The organism is Novosphingobium sp. 63-713, assembly GCF_001898925.1.
Classification (GTDB): Bacteria; Pseudomonadota; Alphaproteobacteria; order Sphingomonadales; family Sphingomonadaceae; genus Novosphingobium.
This window is the reverse complement of sequence record NZ_MKVS01000042.1, coordinates 1-25,938: the sequence shown is the minus strand read 5'-3', so window position 1 is coordinate 25,938 and position 25,938 is coordinate 1. Positions and strand designations below refer to the sequence as shown.

Sequence of the window (25,938 nt, the reverse complement as noted above, 5' to 3'; positions counted from 1 at the left end):
GTCAGGCGCGCTTGCGACGCGATCGCGCCGGTTTTTCGCCGTCACCCTTACCGCCGTCGCCCTTACCGCCATCGCCCACTGACTTCTTCAGCGCCGCCATCAGGTCGATGACATTGCCGCCCCCTCCTGCGCCCGGTTCCTCCGCATCCTCCAGAATACGCTGGCCGCCCTTGGCCTTGCGCTTCTTTTCGATCAGGCGGTGGAGCGCGTCGATATAGCGGTCGCGGAAAACCTCGGGCTTGAAAGGCCCGGTCTTTTTCTCGATCAAGGTGGTGGCTAGATCGATCAGATCCTCCCCCGGCTCCTGATCGGGCAGGTCGCGGAAGGCGTTCTGCACCTTGGCCACCTCGTCGGCATAGCGCAGGACCTCCATGATAAGCCCCCGTCCGCAGGGGCGCACCGACACCATTTGCTCGCGCCCGCGCACGGACAATTGCCCCAACCCCGCCCTGCCCGTCTGGCGCAGGGCATCGCGCAGCACGCCGTAAGCCTCCTGCGCCAGATCGTCTGCAGGCAGGATGAAATAGGGCTTTTCGTAAAACAGCACGTCAATCGCGCCGCTCTCGACAAATTGCACCAGTTCGAGCGTCTTGCGGCTTTCGATCCGTACCGCCTCGATCTCCTCCTCATCAAGCAGGACATAGGTGTCCTTCTCGACCTCATAGCCCTTGAGGATCTCGTCGCGGTCCACCGGGCCCAGGCCGGGCACGACCTTTTCATAGCGTACGCGCTTGCCGCTGGGTTCGTGGATCTGGTGAAAGCTGATTGCCGCGCCGGACCGCGTCGCGGGATAGACCTCCACCGGGATCGAAACCAGCGCCAGCCTGATCTGGCCCTGCCAATACGCGCGTGCGGGCATGATGCACCTCCAGCTTACTGGAAGCGCCGGGCAGGATCGGAGTTCCCTTAAACTGCCGGTCTTTCAGCTCTGGTTGCAGGTTGATCGGCAATAATGCCTTCAAGGTCGCGCTGAACATGCTGATCGTGCGATTGGCCGAGGAATTGCGCGACACGCACATCACGGGGAATTCGGTCCGCCCCGGCTATGTGAAAAATGATTTGACCGGTCACAGCGGCTTCATGACCCCCGAAGAGGGCGCCAGATTGCCCCTCAATCTGATGCTGGCGGCGTTTCCACAAGCATGGCCACGAAAGCCTTGACGGCGGGGTTTGCCCGGCGGCTCTCCGGCCAGAGCATGGTGACCGCGTGCCCCTCCACGGCGAAGTCGGCCAGCACGGGGACAAGGCGCCCCGTCGCGACATGGGCCGCCGCAGCGAAAGTGGCCGCCATGCCGATGCCGCCCCCCGCCACTATGGCCGCCAGAGCGGCCTCGCTGGCATCGACCACGATGGCAGCGGCGGGCACGATCTCGATCACGCGTTCCCCGGTCCTGAACGGCCAGCGGAACATTTGGCCATTGCTCTGATAGCGCAGGTTGATCGTGTCATGGGCTGCCAGTTCTTCCGGGTGCCGGGGCGTACCGCGCGCGGCAAGGTAGGCAGGCGAGGCGTAGGCGCACAGATGCATGGCCATCAGCCGCCGCGACAGCAGTCGTGAGTCCGCGAGGTCCCCGATCCGTATCGCGACGTCGATCCCCTCCTCGATCAGATCGACATGGCGATCATCCAAGCGCAGGTCGATCGTCACCGCCGGATAGCGGGCGCGAAATGTCGGCAGCATCGGCGCGATCACATGCATGCCGATCGGCAGCGACGCGGCGATCCGCAGGTTTCCTGTGGGCTGCCCGCGCGCACGGACCGCCACCTGCCCGATCTCCTCCGCGTCATGCAGCAGGCGCAGCGCCCGCTCATGCAGCTCGCGTCCTTCCGATGTCAGCGTCAGCGACCGCGTGGTGCGCGTGAAAAGCGCCACGCCAAGCTGCTGCTCCAGCCGTTGCACGCTCTTGCTGATGGCCGATGGCGTGACCCCCAGCGCGCGCGCCGCCGCCGCATAGCTGCCCAGCGATCCCGCGCGCGCGAAAGCGATCAGACCGGTCAGTCGGCCCAGCGTCATTCGTTCCTTCATGGAATGACTAAAGCGAATGATGGGCCAATTATCAAGTTTTACGCTCTGCATTATCTCAAAGGCATCAGCGGCGACTGGCCGCGAGGAGATTGCCCATGAGCGAGATGATGAAAGCAGTCCGACTGCATGTTTTTGGTGGTCCCGAGGTTCTGACCTATGAGGACGCGCCCCGCCCCGACATCGGATCGGTCGATGTGCTGGTCCGTGTCCACGCCGTCGGAATCAACCCGCCCGATCTCTATCTGCGCGACGGGTATCGAGCCTTGCCGCCCGAATGGCGGCCCCAGCCCAATTTTCCGCTCATCATCGGCACGGACATATCGGGCGTGGTCGAAGCCATCGGCAAGGATGTCACGGATTTCGCCGTTGGCGACGAAGTGTTCTCAATGGTGCGCTTTCCCGAAGATCTGATGACGGGCAGCGGCGCCTATGGGGACTATGTGCGGGTCGCGGCATCGGAACTGGCGCACAAGTCCGCCACTATCGACCATGAACAGGCCGCCGGCGCGCCCATGTCGCTGCTGACCGCATGGCAGTTCCTGATTGAGCTGGGCCATGATGCGCCCAACCCGTTCCAATCCGCGCCCCATGCGCCTGTGCCGCTTGGCGGCAAGACGGTGGTGGTCAACGGCGCAGGCGGGGGCGTCGGGCACCTCCTCGTCCAGATCGCGAAATGGCAGGGCGCGCGGGTCATCGCCGTGGCGTCGGGCCGGAATGAGGCCCTGATGCGCGATCTGGGCGCGGACCAGTTCATCGACTATACCAAAACCGCCGCGCAAGATGTGATCCGCGATGCCGATCTGGTGATCGACGCGGTGGGCGGCGCCAATATGGAGCGCTTCCTTCAGGTGCTGAAGCCCGGCGGTGCGCTGTTTCTCGTCAATCCTCTGGGATTTGACGGCCATGAGCAGGCCCGCGAACGCGGCATCACCGTCTCCTCCACGCAGGTTCGCTCCAACGGGCCGCAACTGGCCGAAGCGGGGCGTCTGCTGGGTGATGGCACGATCCGCGTTGTGATCGACAGCCGCCATCCGCTCGCCGAGGCATCGCGCGCCCATGCCCGCGCCATGAAAGGCGGCATCCAGGGCAAGATCGTGCTGACGGCGCTTCCCGCATGACCGGAGCGCTGGTTCAGGGCACGGCGCCATGGTTCGCCATGGTGGGGGTCGCGATAGCGGAGGCAGCGGAAAGGCTCGGGATTCCTCCCGACCTCGACCTGTCAGTTCTGGAGCGCTATGTGTATGGCGAAAGGCTGGACAACGGGCTTCATCAGGGCCTGCGCGTTGATGTCGTGGGGGGATCGCTCGCCTTCCGCTCCGGCGTGCTGGCGGGCGAGACGGCGCAGGTCGTGATCGACGTGACAGCCGCAACGGCCCGCCAATTGAACCTGCTGCTCAGCGCCGACCCCGCCTATGCGCAGGTCTTTGGCAAGGCCATGCAGGACGGCCACCTGCGCATCCACGGCGATCTGGGCGCGCTCGGCCCGGTCTTCGCCTTGGCCCATGACCGGATCGTCGAGCAGACGTGTTGACGATCGCGCGGGGGCGGACCAGCTATCGACGGCGTTGACCGCACCAGAACAAACGAGGCAGGGGCAACCCTGCCTTTTTTGTTGCCCAACCCCACCATCCCTGAAGCGCGCCCAAGCCCCTTGCTTTGTCGTGCGCGGTTGATATACGATCCATATACGATTCGTATATTCGGGAGCCACTATGGGCATCGTCAACATCGAGGATGAGCTGCACGAGCAATTACGCAAGGCCAGCAAGGTCTCCTGCCGCTCGATCAACGCGCAGGCCGCCTTCTGGATCCGCATCGGCATGCTGTGCGAAATGAACCCCCAGATGAGCTTTCAGGAGATCGTGACGCGCGAATTGCGCGAGGCAGGCGTCGACCCGGCGCTAAGCCCCATGGGGGCCGGGGCCATAGCGGGATGATCAAGACCGCCGATGAAATCGAGGTGATGGCCCGCGCCGGGCGCCTGCTGGCCGATGTGTTCGCCTATCTCGACACGCTGCCCCTTGCGGGCGCGACAACGATGGAGATCAACGACAAGGTCGAGGCCTATATCACCGGCCCGCTGCAAAGCCGCCCGGCCAGCAAGGGGCAGTATAATTATCCCTATGTGCTGAACTGTTCGCGCAACCATGTGGTGTGCCACGGGATGCCTTCGGATGGCGATATTCTGGCCGACGGCGATATCGTCAATTTCGACATCACGCTGGAAAAGGACGGGTTCATCGCCGATTCGTCCAAAACCTATATGATCGGCAATGTGCCCCCCCATGCCCGGCAGCTGGTCAAGACCACCTATGAGGCGATGTGGCAGGGGATTCGCAGCGTTCGCCCCGGCGCGCGGCTGGGCGATATCGGCCATGCGATCGAGCGCCATGCCAAAAAGGCCGGTTATTCGATCGTGCGCGACTATTGCGGCCATGGCATCGGGCGCGCAATGCATGAGGACCCGCAGGTGCTGCATTTCGGCCGCCCCGGCACCGGCCTGACCCTGCGCGAGGGGATGGTCTTTACCATCGAGCCGATGTTGAACGAGGGCCGCGCAAGGGTGGAAACGCTCGACGATGGCTGGAGCGTGGTGACGGCCGACGGTAAATTGTCGGCGCAATTTGAACATACCGTGGCTGTCACGGCGCAGGGCGTGCGCGTGCTGACCCTGCGGCCAGAGGAAAAGGCGGCGCGCCGTTAACCGGCACGCCCATCCCCTTTAGAGCAGTTCCTTCAAAGGCACAGCGCCATCCGCCAACACGGCCAGATCAGGCGTCGCCCCCGCCTCGACCAGCTTGCGGCCCTGGACGTAATCCTTGACGCTGTTGACGCAGTCGAGCGCGATCACACGGCCAGCCTTCAGGTAAACCACGCTGAACGAACGCGCCGCCATATCGCCGCGCAGCACCGTATGGTCATAGCCCACCGACAGGCCCGCCGTCTGCAGCCGCAAGTCATACTGGTTCGACCAGAACCACGGGAAGGCGTGATAGGGCTTTTCCTCGCCCAGAATATGTTTGGCAACGCAAGAGGCCTGATCATTGGCGTTCTGGACGGATTCGACGCGCATCACCACGCCTTCGGCAAAATCGCAGGCAAAGGCCGCACAATCGCCCACCGCATAGACATCGGGCAGCGAGGTGCGGCAGAATTCGTCCACATCCACCCCATTGGCCCCGGCCGCCCCGGCCAGAATCAGCGGGCCGACCGCAGGCACGATGCCGATGCCCACGATCACCACGTCGGCGGGAACAACCTCGCCATCGGACAATTCCACGCCCGTCACCTTGTCCGTGCCAACCAGCCGCTCGACGCCGCTGATCCCGGTGCGAAGGTCAACGCCATGGGCGCGATGCTCGGCCTCATAGAAAGCCGACAGTTCCGGCCCGGCCACCCGCGCCAGCACGCGCGGCGCCAGTTCGAGCAGCGTGACATGGCGGCCCATTTTCGAAAGCACCGCGGCGGCCTCAAGCCCGATATAGCCGCCGCCGATGACGACGAAATTCATCGCCCCCGCGTCAACCTCGGCCATCAGCGCATCGGCATCGGCCCGCGTGCGCACGCCATAGACACCGGGCAGATCCGCACCCTCGCAGGACAGGCGCCGCGCATCGCCGCCCGCCGCCCAGACCAGACGGCCATATTCGATCACTTCGCCATCGGCCAAAGCCACCTGATGCGCCTCGCCATCGACCGAGACGACCTCGCGGCCCAGCAGCAGTTCGATCTGCTTTTCCTCCCAAAAGGCGGCGGGGCGGATATAGAGGCGGTCGAAAGTCTTTTCCCGCGCGAAATATTCCTTGGACAGTGGCGGGCGCTCATAGGGCGGCTCAACCTCGCGCCCCAAAATCGCCACGGAGCCGGTGAAGCCCCCCTGACGCAGCGCAATCGCGCATTGAGCCCCGGCGTGTCCCCCGCCCACGATCAGTATGTCTTTTTTATCCATGGAACGTGTGGTTTGACGAAAAGCGCGCCAAGGTCAATCTGTCGCGTGATCGGAAATGCAGTCGGCCTATTCAATCGCCGCCATTTCCTCGGCCATGATGCGCAAAGAGCGCATATTGGTCTGCGCGGCGTTGAAACGCAGATAGGCGCCCGCGCTCTGGCTGGGGCTGAACACATTGCCCGGCGCCAACACCACCCCGCGCGCCCGGCAGGCCTGCGCCAGCCTCGCGCTGTCCTGTCCCGGCGGCAGGGCGCACCACAGGTTGAAGCCCCCCACCGGATGGCCCCAGACCCGCAGGCCCATGGCGGCCAATTGCCCGGTCAATTCCGCGCGCGCGCCCGCCAGCCTGCGCCGCAAACCATCGATATGCTTGCGATATTGCCCGCCCACCAGCACATGCGCGATGGCCGCCGCCGAGAGCGGGCTGGGTCCGCCAAAGCCGGTGGCAACCTGAAGATCGCACAGCGCGTCGATCCAATCCCCCCGCGCCATGATATAGCCGCAGCGCAAGGAGGCCGAGAGCGTCTTGGAAAAGCTGCCGATGCGGATCACACTCTGCAACCCGTCCAGCACCGCCATGCGCGGCACCTGCTGCGCGAAATCGGCAAAGATGTCGTCCTCGACGATCACCATGCCATGCGCGGCGGCAATCGCGGGCAGACGGTGCGCGATCTGGGGCGAGAGACAGGCGCCGGTGGGATTATGCGGCGCCGAATTGGTCAGATAGAGCCGGGGCCTTTCGCGCGCGACAATCGCCTCGAACTGCGCCGGATCGGGGCCATGCGGGCCATAGGGGACGCTGACCACGCGGGCGCTGTGGGCGGCCAGCAGGGCCTGAAAATTGAAATAGCACGGATCATCCAGCAGCACCGCATCGCCCGGGCGCAGCATCAGGCGGCAGATCAAGTCGATCGCCTGTGTGCCGGAACCTGTCAGCAGCACATGGTCGGGATGCACCGCCAGCCCCTCGCCCGCCATGGCCATCGCCAATTGGCGGCGCAGGCTGGGTTCGCCCCGCGTTGAGCCATAGAGCGTCAGGAGCGCAGGGTCGGCCGCCACCGAGCGCAAGGCGCGGCGCAGGGCATCCTGCGGCATCCAGTCAGGCGGCAACCAGCCGCAGCCCGGCTTTTCGGTTTCCGCATCGGCGTCCAGCGACTGGCGCGAGACCCAGAAGGGGTCGATTTCGGCGGGCCGCGCTGGGGCATTCTGCGCCGGGCCTTTCGGCTGGGTGGCCAGCCGGGCGACGAAAAAGCCCGATTTGGGCACCGCCTCGATCAGCCCGTCGGCCACCATCCGGTCATAGGCCTCGACCACCGTGGCGGGCGAAACATGCAGCGCGGCGGCGCATTGGCGCACCGAGGGCAGCTTGTCCCCCTCGCCCAGCAGGCCCGAGGCGATGCGGCTGCGGATCGTGTCGATCACCATGCTGATGCGTGTGGGAGCGCTCATGTGTACTGGCCCTTGAAGCGATACAGATGATGCAATCTGTACCATACTGTATCTGGGCACAAGCCCCCCGCCTGCCTTATTCGATGGCCTCAAGGAGGCTGTCATGCAGGATATCAGAAGAGGTTGGATCAACGGGATGATCGGCGTCGCGCTGTTCAGCGGGTCAATGCCCGCCACGCGCGCGGCCGTGGTCGGCTTTACCCCGCTGTTCCTGACCGCGGCGCGGGCGATCATTGCGGGGGGCCTTGGCGCGCTGATGCTGGTGGCCATGCGCGAAAGCCTGCCGCGCGGGCGGCAATGGCTCTCGCTGGCCATGATCGCGGGCGGCGTAGTCGTAGGCTTTCCGCTGCTGACGGCCATCGCCCTGCAGGAAATTTCGGCGGCGCGCTCGCTGGTGTTCGTCGGGCTGCTGCCGCTCTCCACCGCGCTGTTCGGCGTGCTGCGCGGGGGCGAGCGGCCCGGCGCGATCTTCTGGCTCTTTGCCCTGCTGGGTGCGGGATGCGTGGCGGGCTATGCCCTCTCGCACGATGCCGCCGCCTCGCCGGTGGGCGATGCGCTGATGGTGGTGGCCGTGATCGTCTGCGGGCTGGGCTATGCCGAGGGCGCCGTGCTAACCCGGCAAATGGGGGGATGGCAGGTCATCTGCTGGGCGCTCGTGATCTGCACCCCGCTGGCCGCCGTGCTGGCCGTACTCACATGGCCGCAAAGCATGGCCTCGGTCGGCGCGCCAAGCTGGGTCGGCCTGTTCTACGTCTCGGTCTGCACCATGCTGCTAGGCTTCATCTTCTGGTATCGCGGGCTGGCGCTGGGCGGCATCGCGCGGGTCGGGCAACTGCAATTGCTCCAGCCGTTCCTCGGGCTGGGTCTGGCGGCGGTGTTCCTCCATGAGGCGATTGCGCCGGCGATGCTGGTGGCCGTGGGGGCCGTGGTGGGTTGTGTGGCGGGGGCGAGAAGGTTTGCCTGATTTATGCCTCCGGCGGGCAAAGGGACTCGGTCCCTTTGCAATCCCATTATTGGGGTGGTGGGAGGTTGGCGGCGTCGTGATTAAGGCAATGGAATAAAGCCTGCGGCGCGGCGGCCTTACGCTAAAAAGCGCCGCAGGCTTTAAATTTCCAACGCCGCGTCCGACACAAAAGGCCGCCCTCATAGCGCAACGCCGACAATATCGGGATTGTTAAGGGCCCCCGCCCTTAACCCGCCGGAGGCAAAACCTCCAAACCCCGACAAAACCCCTAAATCCCGCTCCCCTTCCACGACCGCCGCTCCTCGGCGGCGCGCAACACCTCATAGGCTAGTTGCAGCTTGCGGAAGGCTTTGGCGGCTTCTTCGTCATTGGGGCGCACGTCGGGGTGGACCTCTTTGGCCTTGGTCCGCCATGCTTTCTTGATCGCGTCGAAATCGGCGTCGCTTTCCAGCTCCAGCACTTCGAGCGCGCGCATTTCGTCGCGGCTGCGCGTGCCGTCGCCCGATCCGGTCCATCCGTAGTAGGATGATTCGCGATAGCCCGCGCTGGTTTGCTGTTCCGCCTTTTCGCGCGACTCGGCCTCTTCCTTGTCGAGGCCCGCGAAATAGTCCCACCCCGAATTGTATTCGGCGGCATGGGTCTGGCAAAAATACCAGCGATCCGGGCTGTTGGGCGATTTTGGCGCGGGGCAATTGCCCGGTTCGCTGCATCCGGCACGGTCGCACAGGCGCACCTGCGCGGCCTCGCGGCCACTTTCATAGCCACGCCAGCGCGGGAATCCCCAATCCGATGATCGACCTGCACGAGCCATCCGCGCTTACTGACAAAACCGCGCCCTCTACGCAAGTGCCCGCAAAGGCTGCTTGTTATGTCGCATTGCAATCGCAGGCTTTTTCGCTTAAGCGCCCGCCCCATGAGCCGCCAACTCGCCCTTGCCAGCATGATCGCCATTGCCGCCAGCGCCGCCTGTGCGCTGATGGCGCCGGGTATGGCCAGCGCCAACGGGCATCACCCCTGGCGCGCGATGGCGCACTATGCGCCGGTTATTCTGCGCTAAAAACCCAAGTTAAAACAAAACCCCGCCACCGGATCGCTCCGGCGCGGGGTTCTGTCTGACCTATGGCCGCCCGATCAGTCGATGGTGACGGTCACGGCGCGGCGATTCTTCGCCCATGCTTCCTCGGTCGAGGCGGGGTCAACCGGACGTTCCTTGCCATAGCTGACCGTGGTCAGGCGCGAGGCATCGACGCCCAGGCTGACCAGGAAAGCCTTGGCCGAATTGGCGCGGCGCTCGCCAAGGGCGAGGTTATAGTCGCGGGTGCCGCGTTCGTCGGCATGGCCCTCGATGGTGGCTTTCTTGGCCGGATACTTCAGCAGCCAGCCCGCCTGAACGCGCAGGATATCGGCCGAAATCTGGTCGATGTCATACTTGTCCAGCGCGAAATGGATGGTGTCACGGCCGCCGACCGAGGCGAGGAAGTCAGCCTGCGAACCCGGCGTCGGACCTGCCGGAACCATCGGCGCGGGGGCGGGGGTGGTGTTGGTCACCGGCGGGCCGGGTTCGGGCGGCAATTGCTTGGGCGGCTTGGGCGAGCAGGCCGAAAGGGCCAGCGCGCTCACGCTGACGAGAACACCCGCGCTCAGCAGGCGAGTATTGAGCATGGAGGGCATCATGTCTTCTCCTTGACTACAGGGGTAGTGAGTACAGGGACGGTGACTGGAGGGATAGACTAACCGGGCCCGTTACTGGCGAATCGGCCCCCATGAAGGGTCCGACCCATCGACCGGCGTGGGCAAGCGCCGTTCGTTCCGCCCCGTCAGATCCACCTGCCAGATGCTGGTCTTGCCGGTGCCCTTTTCGGTGCGGAAAAATTGGATGATGCGGCCGTTGGGCGCCCATGTCGGCGCCTCGTCCTGCCATGAATTGGTCAGATAGCGCATCCCGCCGCCATCAACACCCATCACCGCAATGCGCAGATTGCCCGCGATATGGGTAAAGGCGATCTGGTCGCCGCGCGGGCTCCATTCGGGCGTGGCCGCGCGGCCGCCGAAAAAGCTGATGCGGCGCTGGTTGCTGCCATCGGCATTCATCACATAGATCTGCTGGCTGCCGCCGCGATCGCTTTCAAACACGATCTTGCTGCCGTCGGGCGAATAGGAGCCGCCCACATTGATCCCCGGCGTTTCGGTCAGCTTCTGGCTGATCCCGCCATTGGCCGAGACGCGATAGATGTTCGTGTTGCCCGCGCTGGCCATCGAATAGAGGATCCATTTGCCGTCGGGCGACCAGCGCGGGGCAAAGGTGGGATTGCCGGTTTCGGCCACCAGCTTCTGGCTCGCGCTTTCCACGTCATAGACATAGATGCGCGGGCGACCGTTGAGATAGGACAGATAGACGATCTTGCGATAATCGGGCGAGAAACGCGGGGTCAGCGCCATGGCCTGCCCGGTGGTGATGAACCGATGGTTCGCCCCGTCGCTGTCCATGATGGCCAACCGCTTCATGCGGTGATCCTTGGGGCCGGTTTCCGCGATATAGGCAATGCGGCTGTCAAAAAACGGGCTTTCCCCCGACAGGCGCGAATAGACCGTATCGGCGCATTTATGCGCGGCCCGGCGCCAGTCGCCCGGCGCCATTTCCCATGTCGCCTTCACCAGTTGCTGGCGCAGGCTGACATCATACAGATAGCAGCCCACCACCAGATTGCCGTTGCTGGCCGCCGAGACGCTGCCATGCACCAGCATTTCGGCCCCGCGCGTGCTCCACGTCGGGAAATCGGGGGTCAGCACCTGAATAATCGGGATCGGCGGCAGGCTGTTCGGCCCGGTGGGCTTGAACAGCCCGTTGTTTTTCAGGTCGCCGGTGATCACCTCGGCAATCGCGCGGCCCAGTTGCGCCGTGGACCCGGCGCTGGCGGCGGTGGGCACGTCGGCATTGGTGGCGAAACTGGGGATGGCAATGCCCAAGCTCTGCCAAGCGGTGTCATCCGACACGGTGCCCGTCAGCACGCCATTGTCGGCAGCGGGCGGCGCAGCGGTGGGCGTCACAACCGGGGCGGGGGCGATGGTCTGGGCATGAATCGCGCCGGCAGCCATCAAAGCCGCGCCAGCCAGAAGCCCGTAAGAGAATTTACGCATCATCATTGGGACAGGTTCCTGTCGAAACGCCATTGCACATGTTTCCATGCTTCATAGAGATCGGGCGGCAAAGGAAAAGGTGCCGCAAGTTTGACCGCGCGTATCGCATTTTCGCGATGCAGCCCGGCCTGCGGATGGTTGCTGGCGGTCACGCCTTCCTGACGGACCACCGTGACCGGCCCGGCCAGAGTGCCGTCGGGGTTGAGATCAAAGGCCAGAATCGTAACCAACTGATCGGTTTCCACCCCCTGCGGCACGCGCCAATGCGGCTTCAACTGGCGGCTGATCGCGCCTGACAGCGCGGCCTTGACCCCAGGCCCGATCACGGCGGCGGGCGGAGTCTGCGCCTTGCCTGCGGGGCTGGCGCCAAAGCCTTTGAGGAAATCGACGCCGATGCGGCTGCCACCTGCGGGCTTGTTGGTGGCCGGTTTGGCGACCTCGGTCTTGGCTTCAGCTTTAGCAGTGGGCGTCTTGCTGCCATGGGCCGCTGCAATCGCCGCCGAAATCGGGTCCGCCTTGGCCGGAGTCGGCTTGGCGGGCGCGGGTTTAACCGGCGCGGGTTGCGGTTTGGGCTGAGGCGCAGGATGCGGCGCGGGCACGGGCTTGGGCGGCGGTACCGGATGGGGCTGTGGAGCCGGACGCGGCGGCGGAGGGGCCGGTTGCGGCTTCGGCACAGGCTGGGGCTGCGGCACAGGCTTTGGCGGCGGCGCGGGGGCTGGAACGGGCTTGGGCGCAGGCTGGGGCACAGGCTCAGGCGCGGCCATCGGCTGGGCCTCGCCCAGTTGCTGGGCCAGATCGGGCGCGGCTTCCTCGCGGCTGGTCGAAACCGCCTCCTTGGCCACATCATCGGCCAGCGTCACCTGCATCCGCTGCGGGCGCGGCAAAGGCGGCGCGGAAGGCTGCAAGGCCAGCACCGCCACCAGCGCCACATGCCCCACCACCGCGACGCCAAGGCCGATCGCCTCGCCCCGGTTCAGCCCCTTGCGGCCATGATAGGATTGAGCCAGCGACATGGGATCAGGGCTTCTTTGCCGTTTCAGCAGGAGCCCCGCCCGCGACGGTCACCAACGAGATCGCGGTGATCCCGGCGCGGTTCAATTCTCCCATCACGCCCACCACGCGACCATAGTCCAGCGCCTTGTCCGCGCGCAGCGTCACCAGCGGCATCGCCCCATCGGCCCCGCGCGGCAGGCTGCCCACGCGCTCGGCCAATTCGCCGGGCGAGAGTTCGTCATCATCGAGGAACACGCGCCCCTCGGCATTCATCGTGATCGTCACCTGCTTGGGCGTCTGATCCAGCGGCTTGGCGCGGCTGTCGGGCAGCGTGATCGGGATGCCCGCCTTCATCAGGGGCGCTGTGACCATAAAGATCACCAGCAGCACCAGCATCACGTCGACCAGCGGAGTGACATTGATCTCGGCCATCGGCGCGCGGCCGCCCCGCCCTCGCCGTTTGGAGAATTTATGGATGCCCATCGCCATGGATCAAAGCCCGTCCAGCTCGCGAGACAGGCTCGCATGGAAACGGTCGGCAAAGCGCTGGAGGCGCGATTCAAAGCTGTTCACGACATGCGAATAGCGGTTGTAGCCGATCACCGCCGGAATGGCCGCGAACAGGCCGATGGCGGTGGCGAACAGGGCCTCGGAAATGCCGGGTGCGACGACCGAGAGCGAGGAATTCTGCTGCTGACCGATCTGGAAAAAGCTGTTCATGATGCCCCAGACCGTGCCGAACAGGCCGACAAAGGGCGCGACAGAACCGACCGTGGCGAGGAAATTCAGCCGGTCAGCCAAAGATTCAGCCTCAGCCGCCACCACACTGTCCATCACCGAGGCGAGGCGCTGGCGCGCGCCCGAGCGGTCGATCTTGCCCGTGGCCGAGCGGCGCCATTCGGCCAGAGCCGCGCTGACCACCTTGGCCACCGGCAGATCGGCATTCTTGCCACCGCCACGCTCGGCCTGAAAGGCGTCGATGTCGCGCGATTTCCAGAATTCGCCCTCATAGGCCTCCGACTGGCGGCGCAGCGATGCCATGCGAAAGCCGAAGGACAGCAGAATTGTCCACACCCAAACGCTGGCCAGAACCAGACCGCCCATCACCACCCGCACGACAATATCGGCGTCCAGAAACAGCTTGACGGGATCGAGATGGGTAGAGCCGGCAGCGGCAGCAAGCAGGTCGAGGTCGGTCATGGGGTTCCCGGTTGGTTGGGGCGTAAATCAAGCGATGCCGGAGCATGTCCGGCCAGAAACTGGGCAAAGATGGACCGCCATGGGGCGGGCTGGCGGCGGGGGCGTCCATCGGGGGCGACAAAGCCCACCCGCACGGTTGCCTGCGCCAGCAGCGCGCCTTTCTGAACGGCGCCTTTCTCAACACCGGCCCGCCTGAACGCGGCTTGAACCAGCCGGATGCTGGCCGCGCCCAATTCCTCGATCCGCGTTTCGATCAGCACATCATCGTCAAGGCGCGCGGGCGCGGCAAAACGGATCGCCATGTCGGCCACCGCAAAGGCGCCCTCGCCCGCCTCCTGCGCGGCACGCTGATCCACGTTCAGCAGGCGCAGCATGTCGGAACGCGCGCGTTCAAACCAGCGCAGGTAATTGGCATGATAGACCACGCCCGACAGGTCCGTATCCTCGAAATAGGCCCGCACCGCATAGAGATGCAGCGGGCCATCATCGTCCGTGGCGAAGCAGCCGGAGGGAGGGAGAGGCAGGGCGTTCATAATTGTCGCGCAAACTAGCCCGCCCTTGGCGCAAAGAGCAACCCGCCCTGACGAATAAACGCGGTTACTGGGCGATCATACGGCCAAGCGGTTTGCCGCCGAACAGGTGGACGTGCAGATGCGGCACTTCCTGTCCGCCATCCATGCCCACATTGGCGAGCAGCCGATAGCCCGGCGCCACCAGCCCCTGTTCACGCGCGACATGGCCGACGGCGCGGATGAAGCCGGCGATTTCCTCCGCCGGAGCCTTGGCCGAAAAATCGTCCCACGACACATAGGCGCCCTTGGGGATCACCAGCACATGCACCGGCGCCTGAGGCGCGATGTCATGGAACGCCAGCGCGAAATCGTCCTCATAGACCTTCTTGGCCGGAATCTCCCCGCGCAGGATGCGGGCAAAGATATTGCTGTGGTCATAGGCGAGCGTGGGGTCGATGGGCATGGATTACTCCCCTTTGCGGCTGGCTTTTTCGACAATCCCGCTCACGCCTTCGCGGCGGTCGAGTTCGTCGGTGATGTCGGACAGGGCGATGCCCTTGGCGTTGAGCAGCACCAGCAGGTGGAAAACCAGATCCGCCGATTCCCCGATCAGCCCCGCGCGATCATCGGCCATCGCCGCGATCACCGCCTCGACGGCCTCCTCGCCCACTTTCTGGGCGATCTTGGGCACGCCGCGCGCGTTCAGCTTGGCCACATAGGAGGAGGACGGGTCGGCGGCGGCGCGCTGGGCGATGGTGGCTTCAAGCCGGGCCAGCGTGGCCAGGGGATGGACGGTGTCGTTCATGGCGCCTGCGATGGGGCGGGCGCGCCGCGCCGTCAAGCCCGGATGTGCGGTTTCAGGCGGTTGCCGGTTGGGCCTCGCTCTGGCGCGGGCGGCTGCTGCCGCGATAGCCCAGCATCAGCCCGGCCAGCCCCAGCGCCGCCATCGCCATATTCGACGAGGTGAGGCCCGACAGCCCATGCGATGCCAGCATCGGTTGCAGCAACATCGCGCCGATCAGCAGGCAGGCCGCGATATTCAGAAACAGACGCATGAAATACCCTCCGATTGACGGGAATAGTTAATGCATGATGCGTGCCATTCCGTTATGACTATGAAATTATTAGATTAAGTAATTAACCATATACGCCGATTGATAAAAATTCCGACACTATGCGTTAATCCTTAGCCGCCCCGCGCGGGCAGGCCCGCCGCGCGCAGAGCGCCATGGGCCTGGGCGATCGAATATTTGCCGAAATGGAAAATGCTGGCCGCCAGAACTGCGCTGGCATGGCCCTTGGTCACGCCGTCCACCAGATGGTCGAGATTGCCCACGCCGCCGCTGGCGATGACAGGAATTCCGACACTGTCGGCAATTTTGCGGGTCAGCTCCAGATCATAACCCGCCTGCGTGCCGTCGCCATCCATGCTGGTTACCAGCAATTCGCCCGCGCCCAGTTCGGTCAGGCGCACCGCATGTTCGATCGCGTCAATGCCGGTGGCCTTGCGCCCGCCATGGGTGAAGATCTCCCATTTACCCGGCGCCACGCGGCGCGCATCGACCGAGGCGACAATGCACTGGCTGCCAAATTTCTCCGCGATGTCGCGCACGACCTCAGGACGGCTGACGGCGGCGCTGTTGACCGCCACCTTGTCCGCGCCCGCCAGCAGGAGCGCGCGGGCATCCTCGGCGCTGCGCACACCCCCGCCCACGGTCAGCGGCATAAAGCAAACCTCCGCCGTGCGACGCACCACGTCGAGCAGCGTTCCGCGCCCCTCATGGCTGGCCGAAATGTCGAGGAAGCACAATTCATCCGCACCCGCCGCGTCATAGGCCCGCGCCTGTTCCACCGGGTCTCCCGCATCGATCAGATCGACAAAGTTCACGCCCTTCACCACGCGGCCATCGCGGACATCGAGGCAGGGAATTACGCGGATACGAACGGTCATTTTCTTATGCCTCCGGCGGGCAAAGGGATTCGATCCCTTTGCAATCCCGTTAATGGGTGGCGCTCCATCGCAGACGGAAGGCCATGCGGCGGAGCTGGTATTATAGCCTGCGGCGCGGCAAAGGAGCGCCAAAAGCACCGCAGACCTTACAATTCAAACGGCGCGTCCGACACCAAAGGCCGAACCACAAGCGCCACGCAGACAGTAAAGGGAGCGCGAGGGTCTAGACCCTCGCATCTATCCCTTACTCCTTATTCGCCATCGCAATCGCCGCGGCCAGATCGAGCTTGCCCTCGAACAAAGCCCGACCCGTAATCACACCCTCAATCCCATCCTCGGCATGGAGCGCGAGCAACCGGATATCATCCAGCCCCTTGACCCCGCCGGACGCAATCACAGGAATATTCACCCGGCGCGCCAGATCGACGGTCGCCTCGATATTGGCGCCCTTCAGCAAGCCATCCCGGCCAATGTCGGTAAACAGCAGCGAGGCCACGCCCGCATCCTCGAACCGGCGGGCCAGATCGACCACGGCCACATCCGACACATCGGCCCAGCCCTGCGTCGCCACGAAACCGTCGCGCGCGTCCACGGCCACGACGATGCCGCCCGGAAATTCCTTGGCCATGTCCTTGACGAATTCGGGGTCCTTGAGCGCCGCCGTGCCCATCACTACGCGCGACACGCCAAGGCTGAACCAGCCTTCGACCGATTCGCGCGTGCGGATGCCGCCGCCCAATTGCACATGGCCTTCAAAGCTCTGCAGGATCGCCTCAACCGCCTCGCGGTTTTCCGCCCGGCCCGCAAACGAACCGTCCAGATCGACCACATGCAGGAACTGGCTGCCCGCATCGGCAAAGATCTGCGCCTGCGCGGCCGGGTTGTCGCCATAGACCGTGGCGCGGTCCATATCGCCCTCGGCCAGACGGACGACCTGACCACCCTTGAGGTCGATGGCGGGAAAAACGATCATCTTACGGATTCCATGTCAGAAAGCGGGAGAGCAGGTCCAGCCCATAGGACTGGCTCTTCTCAGGGTGAAATTGCACGCCAAGGATATTGTCGCGCCCCACGGCGGCGGTCACGCCCCCGCCATGGTCGGTCATGGCCACGATATGATGGCCATCCTCGGCGACAAATTCATAGGAGTGCAGGAAATAGGCCTCGCCCGGCTCGATCAGCGGGGCGTGGGGTTGAACGCCCACATCATTCCATCCCATATGCGGGATCTTGATGGTGGGATCGGCACGCTCCATCAGGCGCACTTCGCCCGGAATCCAGCCCAGCCCCTCGGTAATGCCATGTTCGACGCCGCGCGTGGCCAGCAATTGCATACCCACGCAAATGCCGAGGAAAGGCGCCTCGCCCACCAGCACGCGCTCCTCCATCGCGGCGACAAGGCCGGGGATCGCGCGCAGCCCTTGCGCACAGGCCTTGAACGAGCCGACACCCGGCAGCACGATCCGGTCGGCCGCGCGCACCACATCGGGGTCGGCGGTGATCTTCACCGCTTCGGCCCCGGCGGCCTTCAGCGCATTGGCCACCGAATGCAGGTTGCCCGCACCATAGTCGATCAGGGCCAATACTTCAGCCATTCAGAGTTCCATCCCCAAGCAGCCCCTTGGTCGAAGGCACCGCCCCGCCCTTGCGCGGATCCAGCTCGACCGCCGTGCGCAGCGCGCGGGCAAGGCCCTTGTAGATGCCTTCGATGATATGGTGGTTGTTCTGGCCATAGAGCACTTCGATGTGCAGCGTAATGCCGGCGGCCTGAGCAAAGGAATGGAACCAGTGCTCGAACAGTTCAGTGTCCATCTCGCCCAGCTTGTGGACGGTGAAAGCAGCCTTCCACACCAGCCACGGGCGGCCCGAAATATCGAGCGCGACGCGGGCCAGCGCCTCATCCATGGGCGAATAGACCTGACCATAGCGGCCGATCCCGGCCTTGTCGCCAAGGGCTGCCGAAACGGCCTGTCCGATGGCGATGCCGCAATCCTCGACCGTGTGATGCTGGTCGACATGCAGGTCGCCCTTGATCCGGACGGTCATGTCGATCAGCGAGTGGCGCGACAATTGCTCCACCATATGGTCAAGAAAGCCGATGCCGGTTGAGACATCATACTTCCCCGATCCATCGAGGTTCACTTCCACGAGAATATCGGTCTCGTGCGTCTTGCGGGCGATACGGGCGGTGCGCATGGTGCCCCTATACGCCCGATCGTCTGTGTGGCAAGAGTGAGTCAGCCGCGATTGGCCAAGGAAAGTCACCGTCATGCGCCTGCGTCCCTTCAAGCTGCGCCCTCTGAACTATCCGGCCGAACAGTGGCTTGGCATGGTTTTTCTGACGCTCACTTACCTTACCACCTTGATCCATCCCGCTTTTGTGCCGCATCCGTTCATGCTCGGGCTAGGCGTGGGTTTTGCCTTGGCCGGCGCGATCTGCGCGATGGCAACGCTGATCCGCTCACGCCGCCGCCCCATCGCCATGCCGCAAGATGCGAACACAACCACTTGACCGCAAGCACGCTACACGCCACTTGAGAGCCATGACCGACGATACGCCCGACAGCCTGATCCCCTATGATGAAATCGTGCAGGAAGCGCTGCGCGCCGTGGTGGGCCGCGTGCTCGGCCAGGTGGCCAGCACGGGCGGTTCTCTGCCGGGCAATCACCATTTCTACATCACCTTCAAGACCCAGGCGCCGGGCGTCGACATTCCCGCCCATCTCAAAACCCGATTCCCCGATGAAATGACCATCGTGCTCCAGAACAAGTTCTGGGATCTGAACGTGGGCGAGGATCATTTCTCGGTCGGACTGACCTTCAATCAGGTGCCCGCCATTCTGGTGATTCCCTTTGGCGCGATCACCGCCTTTGTCGATCCGGCGGTCGATTTCGGCCTCCAGTTTCAGGCCACGGTCGAGGATCTGGAACCCGAACTCCACGATCAGGCCGAAAACGATTCGCCCGGCTCCGACGTCCCCATTGCAACCAGCGAGGACGGCTCGAATGTCGTCACGGTGGATTTCGGCCGCAAGAAGTAGATCGGCATGAGCGCGCCCAAACTCTCCAGCCTGATCCGCCGGAACGGCCAGTCGCTGGTCAGGAAGGCCGTGGATACGATCATCGTACAGGACAAGGCGGATGGTCAGCAGCGCATCTCGCTGCCCCGCAAGATCGCCGGTTTCGCGCTGACGAAACTGGCCACGCGGTCGGTGCCGGGCGCCATTCTGGTGGGCGGCGTGCTGCTGGCCAAACACCTGCACGACCGCAAGCAGGAACGCAAAAAGGGCGAGGACGAAGGGGGCGAATAAACAGCCCTCTTGATCGCGCGGCGATGTTGCGGCATCGGACGCCATGGCTCCTGACTCGCACGATCTGCACCACACCGACCACCACCACCCCGACCTGCACCGTCGCGGGCTGATGTTTATCCTGTCCAGCCCCTCGGGCACCGGCAAGACCACCATTGCCCGCCGCCTGCTGGGCGAAGATCATGCGATCAACCCCTCTGTTTCGGCCACCACCCGCACGCCCCGCCCCGGCGAGGTCGATGGCGTGGATTACTTCTTCGTCAGCCAGCAAGAATTCGACAGCATGGCCGAAAATGACGAATTCTATGAATGGGCCGAGGTTTTCGGCAATTGCTACGGCACGCCCAAGGCCCATATCCGCGCCGGGCTGAAACACGGCAAGGACTTCCTCTTCGACATCGACTGGCAGGGCACGCAGCAGCTCTATCAAAAGGACGCGCAGGACGTGGTCCGCGTCTTCCTCCTGCCGCCCAGCATTGAGGAACTGCACCGCCGCCTGTCCGGCCGCGGCACCGACAGCGCCGAAGTCATCAACGCCCGCATGGACCGCGCCCGCGCCGAAATCAGCCACTGGGACGCCTATGACTATGTCGTGGTGAACGAGGATCTGGACGAGTGCTATGAGCAGGTGAAGCTGATTCTGGCCGCCGAGCGTCTGCGCCGCAAGCGTCAGACGGGGTTGATCCCGTTTGTGCGCGGGTTGTTGCGCACCAAGCATGGGTGAGGGTTTGCGGGGTTAAGCAGTGTGCCTCCGGCGGGCAAAGGGACTCGTCCCTTTGCAATCCCGTTATGGGGTGGGGCTGGGCCGGTTAGCCGCGCGTCACAATCGGTGGTTTGAAAGCCTGTGGCGCTTTGCGCTGATCGGCGCCGCAGGCTTTAAAATTCAAACATCACGTCCGACACCTTTCGTCTCCGCCATAGCGCAACGCCGACAGTATCGGGATTGCAAAGGGACGAGTCCCTTTGCCCGCCGGAGGCCCCCTAACCTCCCTTGCGCCCCAAAAACCGTCCCGCTACACCCCCATGATGAATCAGCCCAAAACCGCCCCCAACATCCCGCTTTCCCTCTTTGCCGGCTCGCTGCTTTACGGCGGCCTGTGCGTTCTGGCGGGGGTTTTGGGAACCAAGATTGCCGATCTTGGCACATGGCCGATCCTTGGCAATCTGGCGGTGGAGAGCGGAATTTTCGCCTTCCTGATCCTTGTCGTGCTGGGCAGCGCGACGGCGGAGTTGCATGGAACGGCGACGGCCAACCGGCTGGTTCGCTTTGGTTTTGTGCCCTTGATCGTGTCGATGGCGCTGCTGATGATCGTCATCCACGCCGTACCTCCTGCGCCTTTCTGGCCTGATCAGCCCGCCTTTGCCCATCTGTTGGGTCAGGGCGCGCGGATGCAGTTTGCCGGGCTTTGCTCCTATGGCACCTCGCAGACGCTTAATGTCTATGTCTTTTCCCGCCTTGCCGCCGGGCGCGAGGGGCGGCTGCTCTGGGTCCGCGCCTGGCTGGCCAGCCTGCTCAGCCAGGTGGTTGATACGCTGATCTTCATCACTATCAGCTTTTACGGCGTGCTCGACCTCGGCCCGCTGATGAAGGGGCAGATCATTTCCAAGCTGGTGCTCTCCACGATCATGGTCCCGCCACTGATCTATCTGTTTGTGGCGCTTGGTCGCTGGCTGGATCGCGAAAAGCCCGCGTAAAAAACACTTCTATTCCGCCAAAAGCGCGGTAAACGGCGCCCCATGAACGAATCCACCACAACCCTGCTCGCCAAAGCCGAAACGCTGATTGAGGCCCTGCCCTATCTCAAGCGTTACGAAGGGCGAACCTTTGTCGTAAAATACGGCGGCCATGCGATGGGCGATCCCGCGCTGGCGCAGGATTTTGCCGAGGATATCGTGCTTTTGAAGGCCGTGGGCATCAACCCTGTGGTGGTCCATGGCGGCGGTCCGCAGATCGGACGGATGCTCAAGGCGCTCGGCATCGAATCGCAATTCGTCAATGGTTTGCGCGTAACCGACAAGGCCACCGCCGAGGTTGCCGAAATGGTGCTTTCCGGCGCGATCAACAAGGAACTGGTGAGCTGGATCAGCAAAGCGGGCGGCAAGGCCGTCGGCATTTCCGGCAAGGACGGCGCGCTGGTCACCGCCCGCAAGGTCGAGGCGCAAAAGCTGGGCAAGGCGATCGAGGACCCCGACAGCGGCGAGGCCATCGTGGTGGACCTCGGCTATGTGGGCGAGCCTGATCATATCGACACCTCGATTCTGGAAACCCTGTCGAGCGCGGGCCTGATCCCGGTCATCGCCCCCATCGCGGTGGGCCATGACGGCGAAACCTATAATATCAACGCCGACACGATGGCGGGCGCGATTGCCGCCGCGATCGGCGCGGCCCGCCTGTTCCTGCTGACCGATGTGCCGGGCGTGCTGGACAAGGACAAGAACCTGCTGACCGATCTGACGCCCGCCGATATCGAGGCTCTGGCGCAGGACGGCACGATCAGCGGCGGGATGATTCCCAAGCTGGCCACCTGCACCCATGCGGTCGAGGCCGGATGCGAAGCGGCCGTCGTACTGGATGGCCGCGTTCCCCACGCCATGTTGCTGGAATTCTTCACCAGCAAGGGCGCAGGTACGCTGATCCGCAAGGCTTAAGCCTCAGGCGTTTGTCCAATTCACGCGATTGATGTAGAACGAGCGAACCGGTTCGCCTGCGGCGTTGCGGGCCGGATAAAACGTGGCGCGCCGGCTCAGCACATCGCATGTGGCCTTGCGCAAACGCTCGTCGGCAATCGCCGTCAGAATGGTGCAGTCCGCGACCTTGCCCTCACTGGTCACATCCAGACGGAACAAAACCGACCCCACTGGGGAATCCTTGGCCAACAACCGAAACGGAGCATCAAGGAAGGTAATCCACCTTTCCGGGCTGACCGTTGGCGTGGCTGCGGTTTTCAGCGCGGCTTGCTCCTTGGAATCATAGCCCCAACTGTTGACCAACCCCACGGTGCATGAGCGCAAGGCCAACATGGGATATTTGAGAGAGCCGGTGGCCAATCGGAACCATGGCCCCGTGGGCGCGGAAAATAGGATCGAGGTAACGGCCTCTTCCTGCTCGGGCGTCACAGGCGGCACATCCTGGATCACCTTGCCGCGCGCAGCAACCGCAGGCACGAGGCGCAGATTTGGCGCCACCATCATCGGGACACCATCCGCGCTACCTCCCAGAGCGTCGGCTTTATCCAGCCCTTGACCAAAACCGATAGAAATTGTGTTTTTCAAGTGATTAAGATGGAAACGGTTGCTGATCAGGCGAACTTCCAGCTCATCGCCAAGCGAATAGCGGTACATCTGCAACGTAATCGCCTGATCGCCTTCACCAAATCTGGCGCCTATCGCACAATATTGCTTGTCCGCGTCCAGCACCCATTGGCCATTGCGCTGTAATTCTATGGTTTTTGTCGGCGCGTTTTGCGCCGCCAATACCGGGCGGCCCATCAGCACGGCCAAGCACACCAGAACGATCGCCCTCATCAAAACCCCTCATCGACCATCACCACACTTGTCGCCGATCAGGCTAACGGGCAGCAGTGCGCAAAACAAGGCGGGCAAGTCCATAAGGCCCCTTGCCAAATTTGTAAGCAACACTTACAATCCTTCCTCAGCGCTCCGGTTGCGCGCGTGGTCTGCCTCGGCTAGGCCACACGCTCTGCCATTGGGAGAGGAAGCGCCCCGTGATTAACGAAGTGATTATCCCCATTCTTCTGCTGTTGGCCGACATCGTGTCAACGGCGGTGTTGGTGCAGGTTGTTCTCGGGCTGCTGATCAGCTTCAACGTCGTAAACCTGCATAATCCGCTGGTTTCCGGCATCTGGCAGGCGCTCAACGCGATTCTGGAGCCGCTTTTGAGGCCGATCCGCCGGTTCATGCCTCACACCGGCTTTATCGACCTTTCGCCGATGGCGCTGCTGGTGCTGATTCGCATCGTCATCATCTTGCTGGTTTACATTGGGAATCATTACGGATGAGCGAGAACAAAATTATCGACGGGAAGGAATTTGCAGAAAGGCTGCGCGCGCGTATCGGCGTGCTGGCCGGTGAATTCGAAGCCAAGGCCGGTCGCAAGGCGGGCCTGGCCGTGGTGCTGGTGGGCGAGGATCCGGCCAGCCAGGTCTATGTGTCCTCCAAGGGCAAGCAGACCGTGGCGGCGGGCATGAACAGCTTTGAACACAAGCTGCCCGCCGATGCCAGCGAGGAAGAACTGCTGGCCGTGGTGGCCCAGCTCAACGCCGATCCGGCGGTTGACGGCATTCTGGTTCAGCTTCCCCTGCCCCGCCATATGGACGAGCAGAAGGTGATCGCCACCATCGACCCGGACAAGGATGTCGATGGTTTCCACGTCACCAATGCGGGCCGTCTGGCCGTGGGTCAGGCCGGCTATGTGCCTTGCACGCCGCTGGGCTGTCTGATGCTGCTCGAAGACCGTCTGGGCGATCTCAAGGGACTCAACGCCGTGGTCATCGGGCGCAGCAACATTGTGGGCAAGCCCATGGCGCAGCTGCTGCTTTCGGCCAATTGCACCGTCACCATCGCGCATCGCCACACCAAGGATCTGGCCGAAGTCGTGCGGCGCAGCGACATTGTCGTGGCCGCCGTGGGCGTGCCCGAAATGGTCAAGGGCGACTGGATCAAGCCGGGCGCGACCGTGATCGACGTGGGCATCAATCGTCTGCCCCCTGCCGAGGGCAAGACCAAGGGCCGGATCGTGGGCGATGTCGATTATCAAGGCGCGGTTCAGGTGGCGGGCGCCATCACCCCGGTGCCGGGCGGCGTTGGCCCCATGACGATCGCGGTGCTGCTGCGCAATGCGCTGGTGGCCGCCTATGCGCATGAAGGTCTGACGCTGGCCACTGCCGACCTGCCGGAGCATTCGATCTGATGAAAAAGCCCGCCTTTCTTGCGTTGTTTGGAAGGCGGGCTTTGGCTGCGCTGTTGATCGCCTCGGTCGTGCCCGGCGCGGCCATGGCCCAGCGCCCGGCCAGGGGCATGGCCACGATGTTCGCCCTGCCCAGCGACATTATCGCGCGCGAAATCGGCTTTGCCCGCGCCGTGCGCGACAAGGGGCAATGGCAGGCGTTCCGCGACCATGCCGCGCCGGACGCGCAAATGTTCGACGGCGACAAGGTGGTGCGCGTTCAGGATTTCGTCCGCCACCGCGCCAATCCGGCCCAACCGCTGCAATGGCAGGTCCACAATGTCTGGATGAGCTGCGACGGGGCTACGGCCATTTCCTATGGCGGATGGCAGGCGGACGCGGCCCACGGCTGGTTCTCGACCGTGTGGCAGCGGCAGAAAAAGGGCCAGTATCTCTTCGTGCTGGACCAGGGCGGCGTCACCGACAAGCCTCTGGCCGAACCCGAATGGGCCGAGGCGAAGGTGGCCGAATGCGGCCCGCGCGGGCAAAAGGCGCTAGAATTCACGCCGCCTGCCGATGGCGATCATCTCTCGGGCCAAAGCAGCGACCATTCGCTCGAATGGTCCACCTCGGCCCGCCCCGACGGCACGCGCGACTATGTGGTCAGCGTGAAAATCGCGGGCAAAATGAGCGAAGTGCTGCGCCGCGCCTCGAAATAGGCCCCCTTTCGCTGAACCTCACGCTGGGGTAAGGCAGCGGGATGCTTGAACTTTTCATCTCCACCTTCGCCACGCTTTTCGTGGTGATCGATCCGGTCGGCTGCGCGCCGATCTATGGCGGGCTGACGGCCAGCTATACGCCCCAGGCCGCGCGCAGCACCGCCATCCGCGCCAGCATCATCGCCAGCACGATTCTCATCATCTTTGCCTTGTTCGGCAAGGGTTTGCTGGCGGCGCTGGCGATCGAGCTGAATGCTTTCCGCATTGCGGGCGGCGTGATGCTGTTCCTGATCGCACTGGAAATGGTGTTTGAAAAGCGCACCCAGCGCCGCGAGGAACGTGTGGAAAAGGTGCTCCACACCCCGGAACCGCATGAGGACATCAGCGTCTTTCCGATGGCCATGCCGATGATTGCCGGGCCGGGCTCGATTGCCACGGTGATGCTGATGATGGGCCATGCCAATGATCGCACCGGGGCCGCCGTGGTGCTGGCCGCGCTGATCTGCGTGCTGCTGCTGACGGCGCTGGCGTTGCTGGCGGCGGGGCCGATCATGCGCCTGCTGGGCAGTCGGGTGGAAGCCGTGATTACCCGTGTGCTGGGCGTGCTGCTGGGCGCGCTGGCGGTGCAATATGTGATCGACGGGGTGCGCGGAGTGCTATTGGGCCACTAAGCGGGCCAGCCTGTCTTTGATGATTGTTTCCGCCTCGCTGACGATGCGCTGGATGAGCTGCTCGCAAGTTGGGATGTCGTGGATGATGCCCATGACGAGGCCGGCGGTGATGACGCCATGGGCGGTGTCGCCGGTGCTCAGGCCCTCGC

At 63.9% G+C, this 25,938-nt stretch carries 36 protein-coding genes; 17 read left to right on the top strand and 19 right to left on the bottom strand.

What is annotated here, in order from left to right; all coding sequences use genetic code 11:
- Position 1: 1 nt before the first annotated feature.
- Entirely contained in the window at positions 2-859 is an 858-nt protein-coding gene (locus tag BGP00_RS16860; protein ID WP_292694421.1) for a Ku protein, read from the bottom strand.
- 80 nt (positions 860-939) lie between these two features.
- Here BGP00_RS16860 and BGP00_RS16855 point away from each other — a divergent pair, with 80 nt between their 5' ends.
- The gene (locus tag BGP00_RS16855) at positions 940-1,161 is read left to right on the top strand and encodes a hypothetical protein (RefSeq protein WP_210428510.1); all 222 of its coding nucleotides are present in this window, start codon (positions 940-942) and stop codon (positions 1,159-1,161) included.
- Here BGP00_RS16855 and BGP00_RS16850 read toward each other — a convergent pair.
- A complete protein-coding gene (locus tag BGP00_RS16850; RefSeq protein ID WP_292694419.1) occupies positions 1,112-2,026 on the bottom strand; it encodes a LysR family transcriptional regulator in 915 nt (304 codons plus the stop codon). The two genes, BGP00_RS16855 and BGP00_RS16850, sit on opposite strands and share 50 nt — an antisense overlap.
- Positions 2,027-2,121: 95 nt before the next feature.
- Between BGP00_RS16850 and BGP00_RS16845 the strand changes: the two genes are divergently transcribed.
- The 4 genes from BGP00_RS16845 (at position 2,122) to map (ending at position 4,730) form a co-directional block, all read left to right on the top strand.
- The gene (locus tag BGP00_RS16845; RefSeq protein ID WP_292694417.1) at positions 2,122-3,144 is read left to right on the top strand and encodes an NADP-dependent oxidoreductase; all 1,023 of its coding nucleotides are present in this window, start codon (positions 2,122-2,124) and stop codon (positions 3,142-3,144) included.
- Entirely contained in the window at positions 3,141-3,557 is a 417-nt protein-coding gene (locus BGP00_RS16840; RefSeq protein ID WP_292694415.1) for a hypothetical protein, read from the top strand. Before BGP00_RS16845 ends, BGP00_RS16840 begins: the two co-directional genes overlap by 4 nt.
- A 181-nt stretch (positions 3,558-3,738) precedes the next feature.
- The gene (locus BGP00_RS16835; RefSeq protein WP_292694414.1) at positions 3,739-3,963 is read left to right on the top strand and encodes a ParD-like family protein; all 225 of its coding nucleotides are present in this window, start codon (positions 3,739-3,741) and stop codon (positions 3,961-3,963) included.
- Positions 3,960-4,730, top strand: coding sequence for a type I methionyl aminopeptidase (map, locus tag BGP00_RS16830; RefSeq protein WP_292694412.1), 771 nt, complete (start codon positions 3,960-3,962; stop codon positions 4,728-4,730). The genes BGP00_RS16835 and map overlap by 4 nt, the downstream gene beginning before the upstream one ends.
- Positions 4,731-4,748: 18 nt before the next feature.
- Here map and BGP00_RS16825 read toward each other — a convergent pair whose 3' ends face one another.
- Positions 4,749-5,975 (bottom strand): FAD-dependent oxidoreductase, encoded by a 1,227-nt coding sequence (locus BGP00_RS16825; protein ID WP_292694410.1) that lies wholly within the window; start codon positions 5,973-5,975, stop codon positions 4,749-4,751.
- Between the two features lie 66 nt (positions 5,976-6,041).
- Positions 6,042-7,424: a PLP-dependent aminotransferase family protein gene (locus tag BGP00_RS16820; RefSeq protein WP_292694408.1), complete on the bottom strand. Its 1,383-nt coding sequence runs from the start codon at positions 7,422-7,424 to the stop codon at positions 6,042-6,044.
- Between the two features lie 103 nt (positions 7,425-7,527).
- On the opposite strand from BGP00_RS16820, the gene BGP00_RS16815 reads away from it, so the two are divergent.
- Positions 7,528-8,388 (top strand): DMT family transporter, encoded by an 861-nt coding sequence (locus tag BGP00_RS16815; RefSeq protein WP_168605915.1) that lies wholly within the window; start codon positions 7,528-7,530, stop codon positions 8,386-8,388.
- A 268-nt stretch (positions 8,389-8,656) separates the two neighbouring features.
- On the opposite strand, the gene BGP00_RS16810 is transcribed toward BGP00_RS16815, so the two are convergent.
- On the bottom strand, positions 8,657-9,199 hold the full coding sequence (locus tag BGP00_RS16810) for a J domain-containing protein (protein WP_292694406.1): 543 nt from the start codon (positions 9,197-9,199) through the stop codon (positions 8,657-8,659).
- 102 nt (positions 9,200-9,301) lie between these two features.
- Here BGP00_RS16810 and BGP00_RS16805 point away from each other — a divergent pair, with 102 nt between their 5' ends.
- Entirely contained in the window at positions 9,302-9,445 is a 144-nt protein-coding gene (locus BGP00_RS16805) for a hypothetical protein (protein WP_168605917.1), read from the top strand.
- A 74-nt stretch (positions 9,446-9,519) separates the two neighbouring features.
- Here BGP00_RS16805 and pal read toward each other — a convergent pair whose 3' ends face one another.
- The 13 genes from pal to hisB form a co-directional block, all read right to left on the bottom strand.
- The gene (gene pal / locus BGP00_RS16800; protein WP_168605940.1) at positions 9,520-10,059 is read right to left on the bottom strand and encodes a peptidoglycan-associated lipoprotein Pal; all 540 of its coding nucleotides are present in this window, start codon (positions 10,057-10,059) and stop codon (positions 9,520-9,522) included.
- 72 nt (positions 10,060-10,131) lie between these two features.
- A complete protein-coding gene (tolB, locus tag BGP00_RS16795; protein WP_246870411.1) occupies positions 10,132-11,532 on the bottom strand; it encodes a Tol-Pal system beta propeller repeat protein TolB in 1,401 nt (466 codons plus the stop codon).
- On the bottom strand, positions 11,529-12,539 hold the full coding sequence (locus BGP00_RS16790; RefSeq protein WP_292694403.1) for a hypothetical protein: 1,011 nt from the start codon (positions 12,537-12,539) through the stop codon (positions 11,529-11,531). Before BGP00_RS16790 ends, tolB begins: the two co-directional genes overlap by 4 nt.
- A gap of 4 nt (positions 12,540-12,543) precedes the next feature.
- Complete coding sequence (locus BGP00_RS16785; RefSeq protein ID WP_292924056.1) at positions 12,544-13,008, bottom strand: biopolymer transporter ExbD; 465 nt, start codon at positions 13,006-13,008, stop codon at positions 12,544-12,546.
- Between the two features lie 3 nt (positions 13,009-13,011).
- Positions 13,012-13,719, bottom strand: a complete 708-nt coding sequence (tolQ, locus tag BGP00_RS16780) for a protein TolQ (RefSeq protein ID WP_292694399.1) — start codon at positions 13,717-13,719, stop codon at positions 13,012-13,014.
- Positions 13,716-14,252: a YbgC/FadM family acyl-CoA thioesterase gene (locus BGP00_RS16775; protein WP_292694397.1), complete on the bottom strand. Its 537-nt coding sequence runs from the start codon at positions 14,250-14,252 to the stop codon at positions 13,716-13,718. The genes tolQ and BGP00_RS16775 overlap by 4 nt, the downstream gene beginning before the upstream one ends.
- Positions 14,253-14,316: 64 nt before the next feature.
- On the bottom strand, positions 14,317-14,694 hold the full coding sequence (locus BGP00_RS16770; RefSeq protein ID WP_292694395.1) for a histidine triad nucleotide-binding protein: 378 nt from the start codon (positions 14,692-14,694) through the stop codon (positions 14,317-14,319).
- A gap of 3 nt (positions 14,695-14,697) precedes the next feature.
- The gene (locus BGP00_RS16765; RefSeq protein WP_292694392.1) at positions 14,698-15,036 is read right to left on the bottom strand and encodes a phosphoribosyl-ATP diphosphatase; all 339 of its coding nucleotides are present in this window, start codon (positions 15,034-15,036) and stop codon (positions 14,698-14,700) included.
- A 52-nt stretch (positions 15,037-15,088) separates the two neighbouring features.
- On the bottom strand, positions 15,089-15,286 hold the full coding sequence (locus tag BGP00_RS16760; RefSeq protein WP_292694389.1) for a hypothetical protein: 198 nt from the start codon (positions 15,284-15,286) through the stop codon (positions 15,089-15,091).
- 131 nt (positions 15,287-15,417) lie between these two features.
- Positions 15,418-16,182 carry an imidazole glycerol phosphate synthase subunit HisF gene (gene hisF, locus BGP00_RS16755; protein ID WP_168605925.1) on the bottom strand — a complete coding sequence of 255 codons (765 nt, stop codon included), beginning with the start codon at positions 16,180-16,182 and terminating at the stop codon, positions 15,418-15,420.
- Positions 16,183-16,426: 244 nt separating this feature from the next.
- A complete protein-coding gene (gene hisA / locus BGP00_RS16750) occupies positions 16,427-17,155 on the bottom strand; it encodes a 1-(5-phosphoribosyl)-5-[(5-phosphoribosylamino)methylideneamino]imidazole-4-carboxamide isomerase (RefSeq protein ID WP_292694387.1) in 729 nt (242 codons plus the stop codon).
- A gap of 1 nt (position 17,156) precedes the next feature.
- Positions 17,157-17,777 carry an imidazole glycerol phosphate synthase subunit HisH gene (gene hisH / locus BGP00_RS16745; protein ID WP_292694384.1) on the bottom strand — a complete coding sequence of 207 codons (621 nt, stop codon included), beginning with the start codon at positions 17,775-17,777 and terminating at the stop codon, positions 17,157-17,159.
- Positions 17,770-18,378 carry an imidazoleglycerol-phosphate dehydratase HisB gene (hisB, locus tag BGP00_RS16740; RefSeq protein ID WP_273617183.1) on the bottom strand — a complete coding sequence of 203 codons (609 nt, stop codon included), beginning with the start codon at positions 18,376-18,378 and terminating at the stop codon, positions 17,770-17,772. Before hisB ends, hisH begins: the two co-directional genes overlap by 8 nt.
- Positions 18,379-18,451: 73 nt before the next feature.
- Between hisB and BGP00_RS16735 the strand changes: the two genes are divergently transcribed.
- The 6 genes from BGP00_RS16735 to argB all read left to right on the top strand — a co-directional run bounded on the left by BGP00_RS16735 (position 18,452) and on the right by argB (position 22,142).
- Positions 18,452-18,694, top strand: coding sequence for a hypothetical protein (locus tag BGP00_RS16735; protein WP_292694382.1), 243 nt, complete (start codon positions 18,452-18,454; stop codon positions 18,692-18,694).
- Positions 18,695-18,725: 31 nt separating this feature from the next.
- Positions 18,726-19,223 (top strand): ClpXP protease specificity-enhancing factor SspB, encoded by a 498-nt coding sequence (locus BGP00_RS16730; RefSeq protein WP_292694381.1) that lies wholly within the window; start codon positions 18,726-18,728, stop codon positions 19,221-19,223.
- 6 nt (positions 19,224-19,229) lie between these two features.
- Complete coding sequence (locus BGP00_RS16725) at positions 19,230-19,493, top strand: hypothetical protein (RefSeq protein ID WP_168605930.1); 264 nt, start codon at positions 19,230-19,232, stop codon at positions 19,491-19,493.
- 43 nt (positions 19,494-19,536) lie between these two features.
- Positions 19,537-20,217, top strand: a complete 681-nt coding sequence (gmk, locus tag BGP00_RS16720) for a guanylate kinase (protein WP_292694378.1) — start codon at positions 19,537-19,539, stop codon at positions 20,215-20,217.
- A gap of 302 nt (positions 20,218-20,519) precedes the next feature.
- On the top strand, positions 20,520-21,188 hold the full coding sequence (locus BGP00_RS16715) for a queuosine precursor transporter (RefSeq protein ID WP_292694436.1): 669 nt from the start codon (positions 20,520-20,522) through the stop codon (positions 21,186-21,188).
- 42 nt (positions 21,189-21,230) lie between these two features.
- Positions 21,231-22,142 (top strand): acetylglutamate kinase, encoded by a 912-nt coding sequence (argB, locus tag BGP00_RS16710; protein ID WP_292694377.1) that lies wholly within the window; start codon positions 21,231-21,233, stop codon positions 22,140-22,142.
- 3 nt (positions 22,143-22,145) lie between these two features.
- On the opposite strand, the gene BGP00_RS16705 is transcribed toward argB, so the two are convergent.
- Positions 22,146-23,018: an energy transducer TonB gene (locus tag BGP00_RS16705; protein WP_292694376.1), complete on the bottom strand. Its 873-nt coding sequence runs from the start codon at positions 23,016-23,018 to the stop codon at positions 22,146-22,148.
- A 200-nt stretch (positions 23,019-23,218) separates the two neighbouring features.
- Here BGP00_RS16705 and BGP00_RS16700 point away from each other — a divergent pair, with 200 nt between their 5' ends.
- The 4 genes from BGP00_RS16700 to BGP00_RS16685 are packed head-to-tail and all read left to right on the top strand — an operon-like array spanning position 23,219 to position 25,789.
- The gene (locus BGP00_RS16700) at positions 23,219-23,512 is read left to right on the top strand and encodes a YggT family protein (RefSeq protein ID WP_168605935.1); all 294 of its coding nucleotides are present in this window, start codon (positions 23,219-23,221) and stop codon (positions 23,510-23,512) included.
- Complete coding sequence (gene folD, locus BGP00_RS16695; protein WP_292694374.1) at positions 23,509-24,423, top strand: bifunctional methylenetetrahydrofolate dehydrogenase/methenyltetrahydrofolate cyclohydrolase FolD; 915 nt, start codon at positions 23,509-23,511, stop codon at positions 24,421-24,423. Before BGP00_RS16700 ends, folD begins: the two co-directional genes overlap by 4 nt.
- Before the next feature lie 41 nt (positions 24,424-24,464).
- Positions 24,465-25,118, top strand: coding sequence for a hypothetical protein (locus BGP00_RS16690; RefSeq protein ID WP_292924048.1), 654 nt, complete (start codon positions 24,465-24,467; stop codon positions 25,116-25,118).
- Positions 25,119-25,159: 41 nt separating this feature from the next.
- Complete coding sequence (locus tag BGP00_RS16685) at positions 25,160-25,789, top strand: MarC family protein (RefSeq protein WP_292694372.1); 630 nt, start codon at positions 25,160-25,162, stop codon at positions 25,787-25,789.
- Positions 25,790-25,938: the final 149 nt, after the last annotated feature.

Coding starts and splice junctions, on each gene's coding strand:
- gmk (WP_292694378.1), top strand. CDS start 19,537: ATGGCTCCTGACTCGCACGATCTGCACCACACCGACCACCACCACCCC.
- tolQ (WP_292694399.1), bottom strand. CDS start 13,719: ATGACCGACCTCGACCTGCTTGCTGCCGCTGCCGGCTCTACCCATCTC.
- BGP00_RS16685 (WP_292694372.1), top strand. CDS start 25,160: ATGCTTGAACTTTTCATCTCCACCTTCGCCACGCTTTTCGTGGTGATC.
- BGP00_RS16860 (WP_292694421.1), bottom strand. CDS start 859: ATGCCCGCACGCGCGTATTGGCAGGGCCAGATCAGGCTGGCGCTGGTT.
- hisH (WP_292694384.1), bottom strand. CDS start 17,777: ATGGCTGAAGTATTGGCCCTGATCGACTATGGTGCGGGCAACCTGCAT.
- BGP00_RS16840 (WP_292694415.1), top strand. CDS start 3,141: ATGACCGGAGCGCTGGTTCAGGGCACGGCGCCATGGTTCGCCATGGTG.
- hisF (WP_168605925.1), bottom strand. CDS start 16,182: ATGACCGTTCGTATCCGCGTAATTCCCTGCCTCGATGTCCGCGATGGC.
- BGP00_RS16790 (WP_292694403.1), bottom strand. CDS start 12,539: ATGTCGCTGGCTCAATCCTATCATGGCCGCAAGGGGCTGAACCGGGGC.
- folD (WP_292694374.1), top strand. CDS start 23,509: ATGAGCGAGAACAAAATTATCGACGGGAAGGAATTTGCAGAAAGGCTG.
- BGP00_RS16705 (WP_292694376.1), bottom strand. CDS start 23,018: ATGAGGGCGATCGTTCTGGTGTGCTTGGCCGTGCTGATGGGCCGCCCG.
- hisB (WP_273617183.1), bottom strand. CDS start 18,378: ATGCGCACCGCCCGTATCGCCCGCAAGACGCACGAGACCGATATTCTC.
- argB (WP_292694377.1), top strand. CDS start 21,231: ATGAACGAATCCACCACAACCCTGCTCGCCAAAGCCGAAACGCTGATT.
- BGP00_RS16770 (WP_292694395.1), bottom strand. CDS start 14,694: ATGCCCATCGACCCCACGCTCGCCTATGACCACAGCAATATCTTTGCC.
- BGP00_RS16735 (WP_292694382.1), top strand. CDS start 18,452: ATGCGCCTGCGTCCCTTCAAGCTGCGCCCTCTGAACTATCCGGCCGAA.
- BGP00_RS16775 (WP_292694397.1), bottom strand. CDS start 14,252: ATGAACGCCCTGCCTCTCCCTCCCTCCGGCTGCTTCGCCACGGACGAT.
- BGP00_RS16850 (WP_292694419.1), bottom strand. CDS start 2,026: ATGAAGGAACGAATGACGCTGGGCCGACTGACCGGTCTGATCGCTTTC.
- BGP00_RS16765 (WP_292694392.1), bottom strand. CDS start 15,036: ATGAACGACACCGTCCATCCCCTGGCCACGCTGGCCCGGCTTGAAGCC.
- pal (WP_168605940.1), bottom strand. CDS start 10,059: ATGCCCTCCATGCTCAATACTCGCCTGCTGAGCGCGGGTGTTCTCGTC.
- BGP00_RS16730 (WP_292694381.1), top strand. CDS start 18,726: ATGACCGACGATACGCCCGACAGCCTGATCCCCTATGATGAAATCGTG.
- BGP00_RS16810 (WP_292694406.1), bottom strand. CDS start 9,199: ATGGCTCGTGCAGGTCGATCATCGGATTGGGGATTCCCGCGCTGGCGT.
- BGP00_RS16785 (WP_292924056.1), bottom strand. CDS start 13,008: ATGGCGATGGGCATCCATAAATTCTCCAAACGGCGAGGGCGGGGCGGC.
- BGP00_RS16805 (WP_168605917.1), top strand. CDS start 9,302: ATGAGCCGCCAACTCGCCCTTGCCAGCATGATCGCCATTGCCGCCAGC.
- hisA (WP_292694387.1), bottom strand. CDS start 17,155: ATGATCGTTTTTCCCGCCATCGACCTCAAGGGTGGTCAGGTCGTCCGT.
- tolB (WP_246870411.1), bottom strand. CDS start 11,532: ATGATGATGCGTAAATTCTCTTACGGGCTTCTGGCTGGCGCGGCTTTG.
- BGP00_RS16715 (WP_292694436.1), top strand. CDS start 20,520: ATGAATCAGCCCAAAACCGCCCCCAACATCCCGCTTTCCCTCTTTGCC.
- map (WP_292694412.1), top strand. CDS start 3,960: ATGATCAAGACCGCCGATGAAATCGAGGTGATGGCCCGCGCCGGGCGC.
- BGP00_RS16760 (WP_292694389.1), bottom strand. CDS start 15,286: ATGCGTCTGTTTCTGAATATCGCGGCCTGCCTGCTGATCGGCGCGATG.
- BGP00_RS16825 (WP_292694410.1), bottom strand. CDS start 5,975: ATGGATAAAAAAGACATACTGATCGTGGGCGGGGGACACGCCGGGGCT.
- BGP00_RS16845 (WP_292694417.1), top strand. CDS start 2,122: ATGAGCGAGATGATGAAAGCAGTCCGACTGCATGTTTTTGGTGGTCCC.
- BGP00_RS16815 (WP_168605915.1), top strand. CDS start 7,528: ATGCAGGATATCAGAAGAGGTTGGATCAACGGGATGATCGGCGTCGCG.
- BGP00_RS16725 (WP_168605930.1), top strand. CDS start 19,230: ATGAGCGCGCCCAAACTCTCCAGCCTGATCCGCCGGAACGGCCAGTCG.
- BGP00_RS16835 (WP_292694414.1), top strand. CDS start 3,739: ATGGGCATCGTCAACATCGAGGATGAGCTGCACGAGCAATTACGCAAG.
- BGP00_RS16820 (WP_292694408.1), bottom strand. CDS start 7,424: ATGAGCGCTCCCACACGCATCAGCATGGTGATCGACACGATCCGCAGC.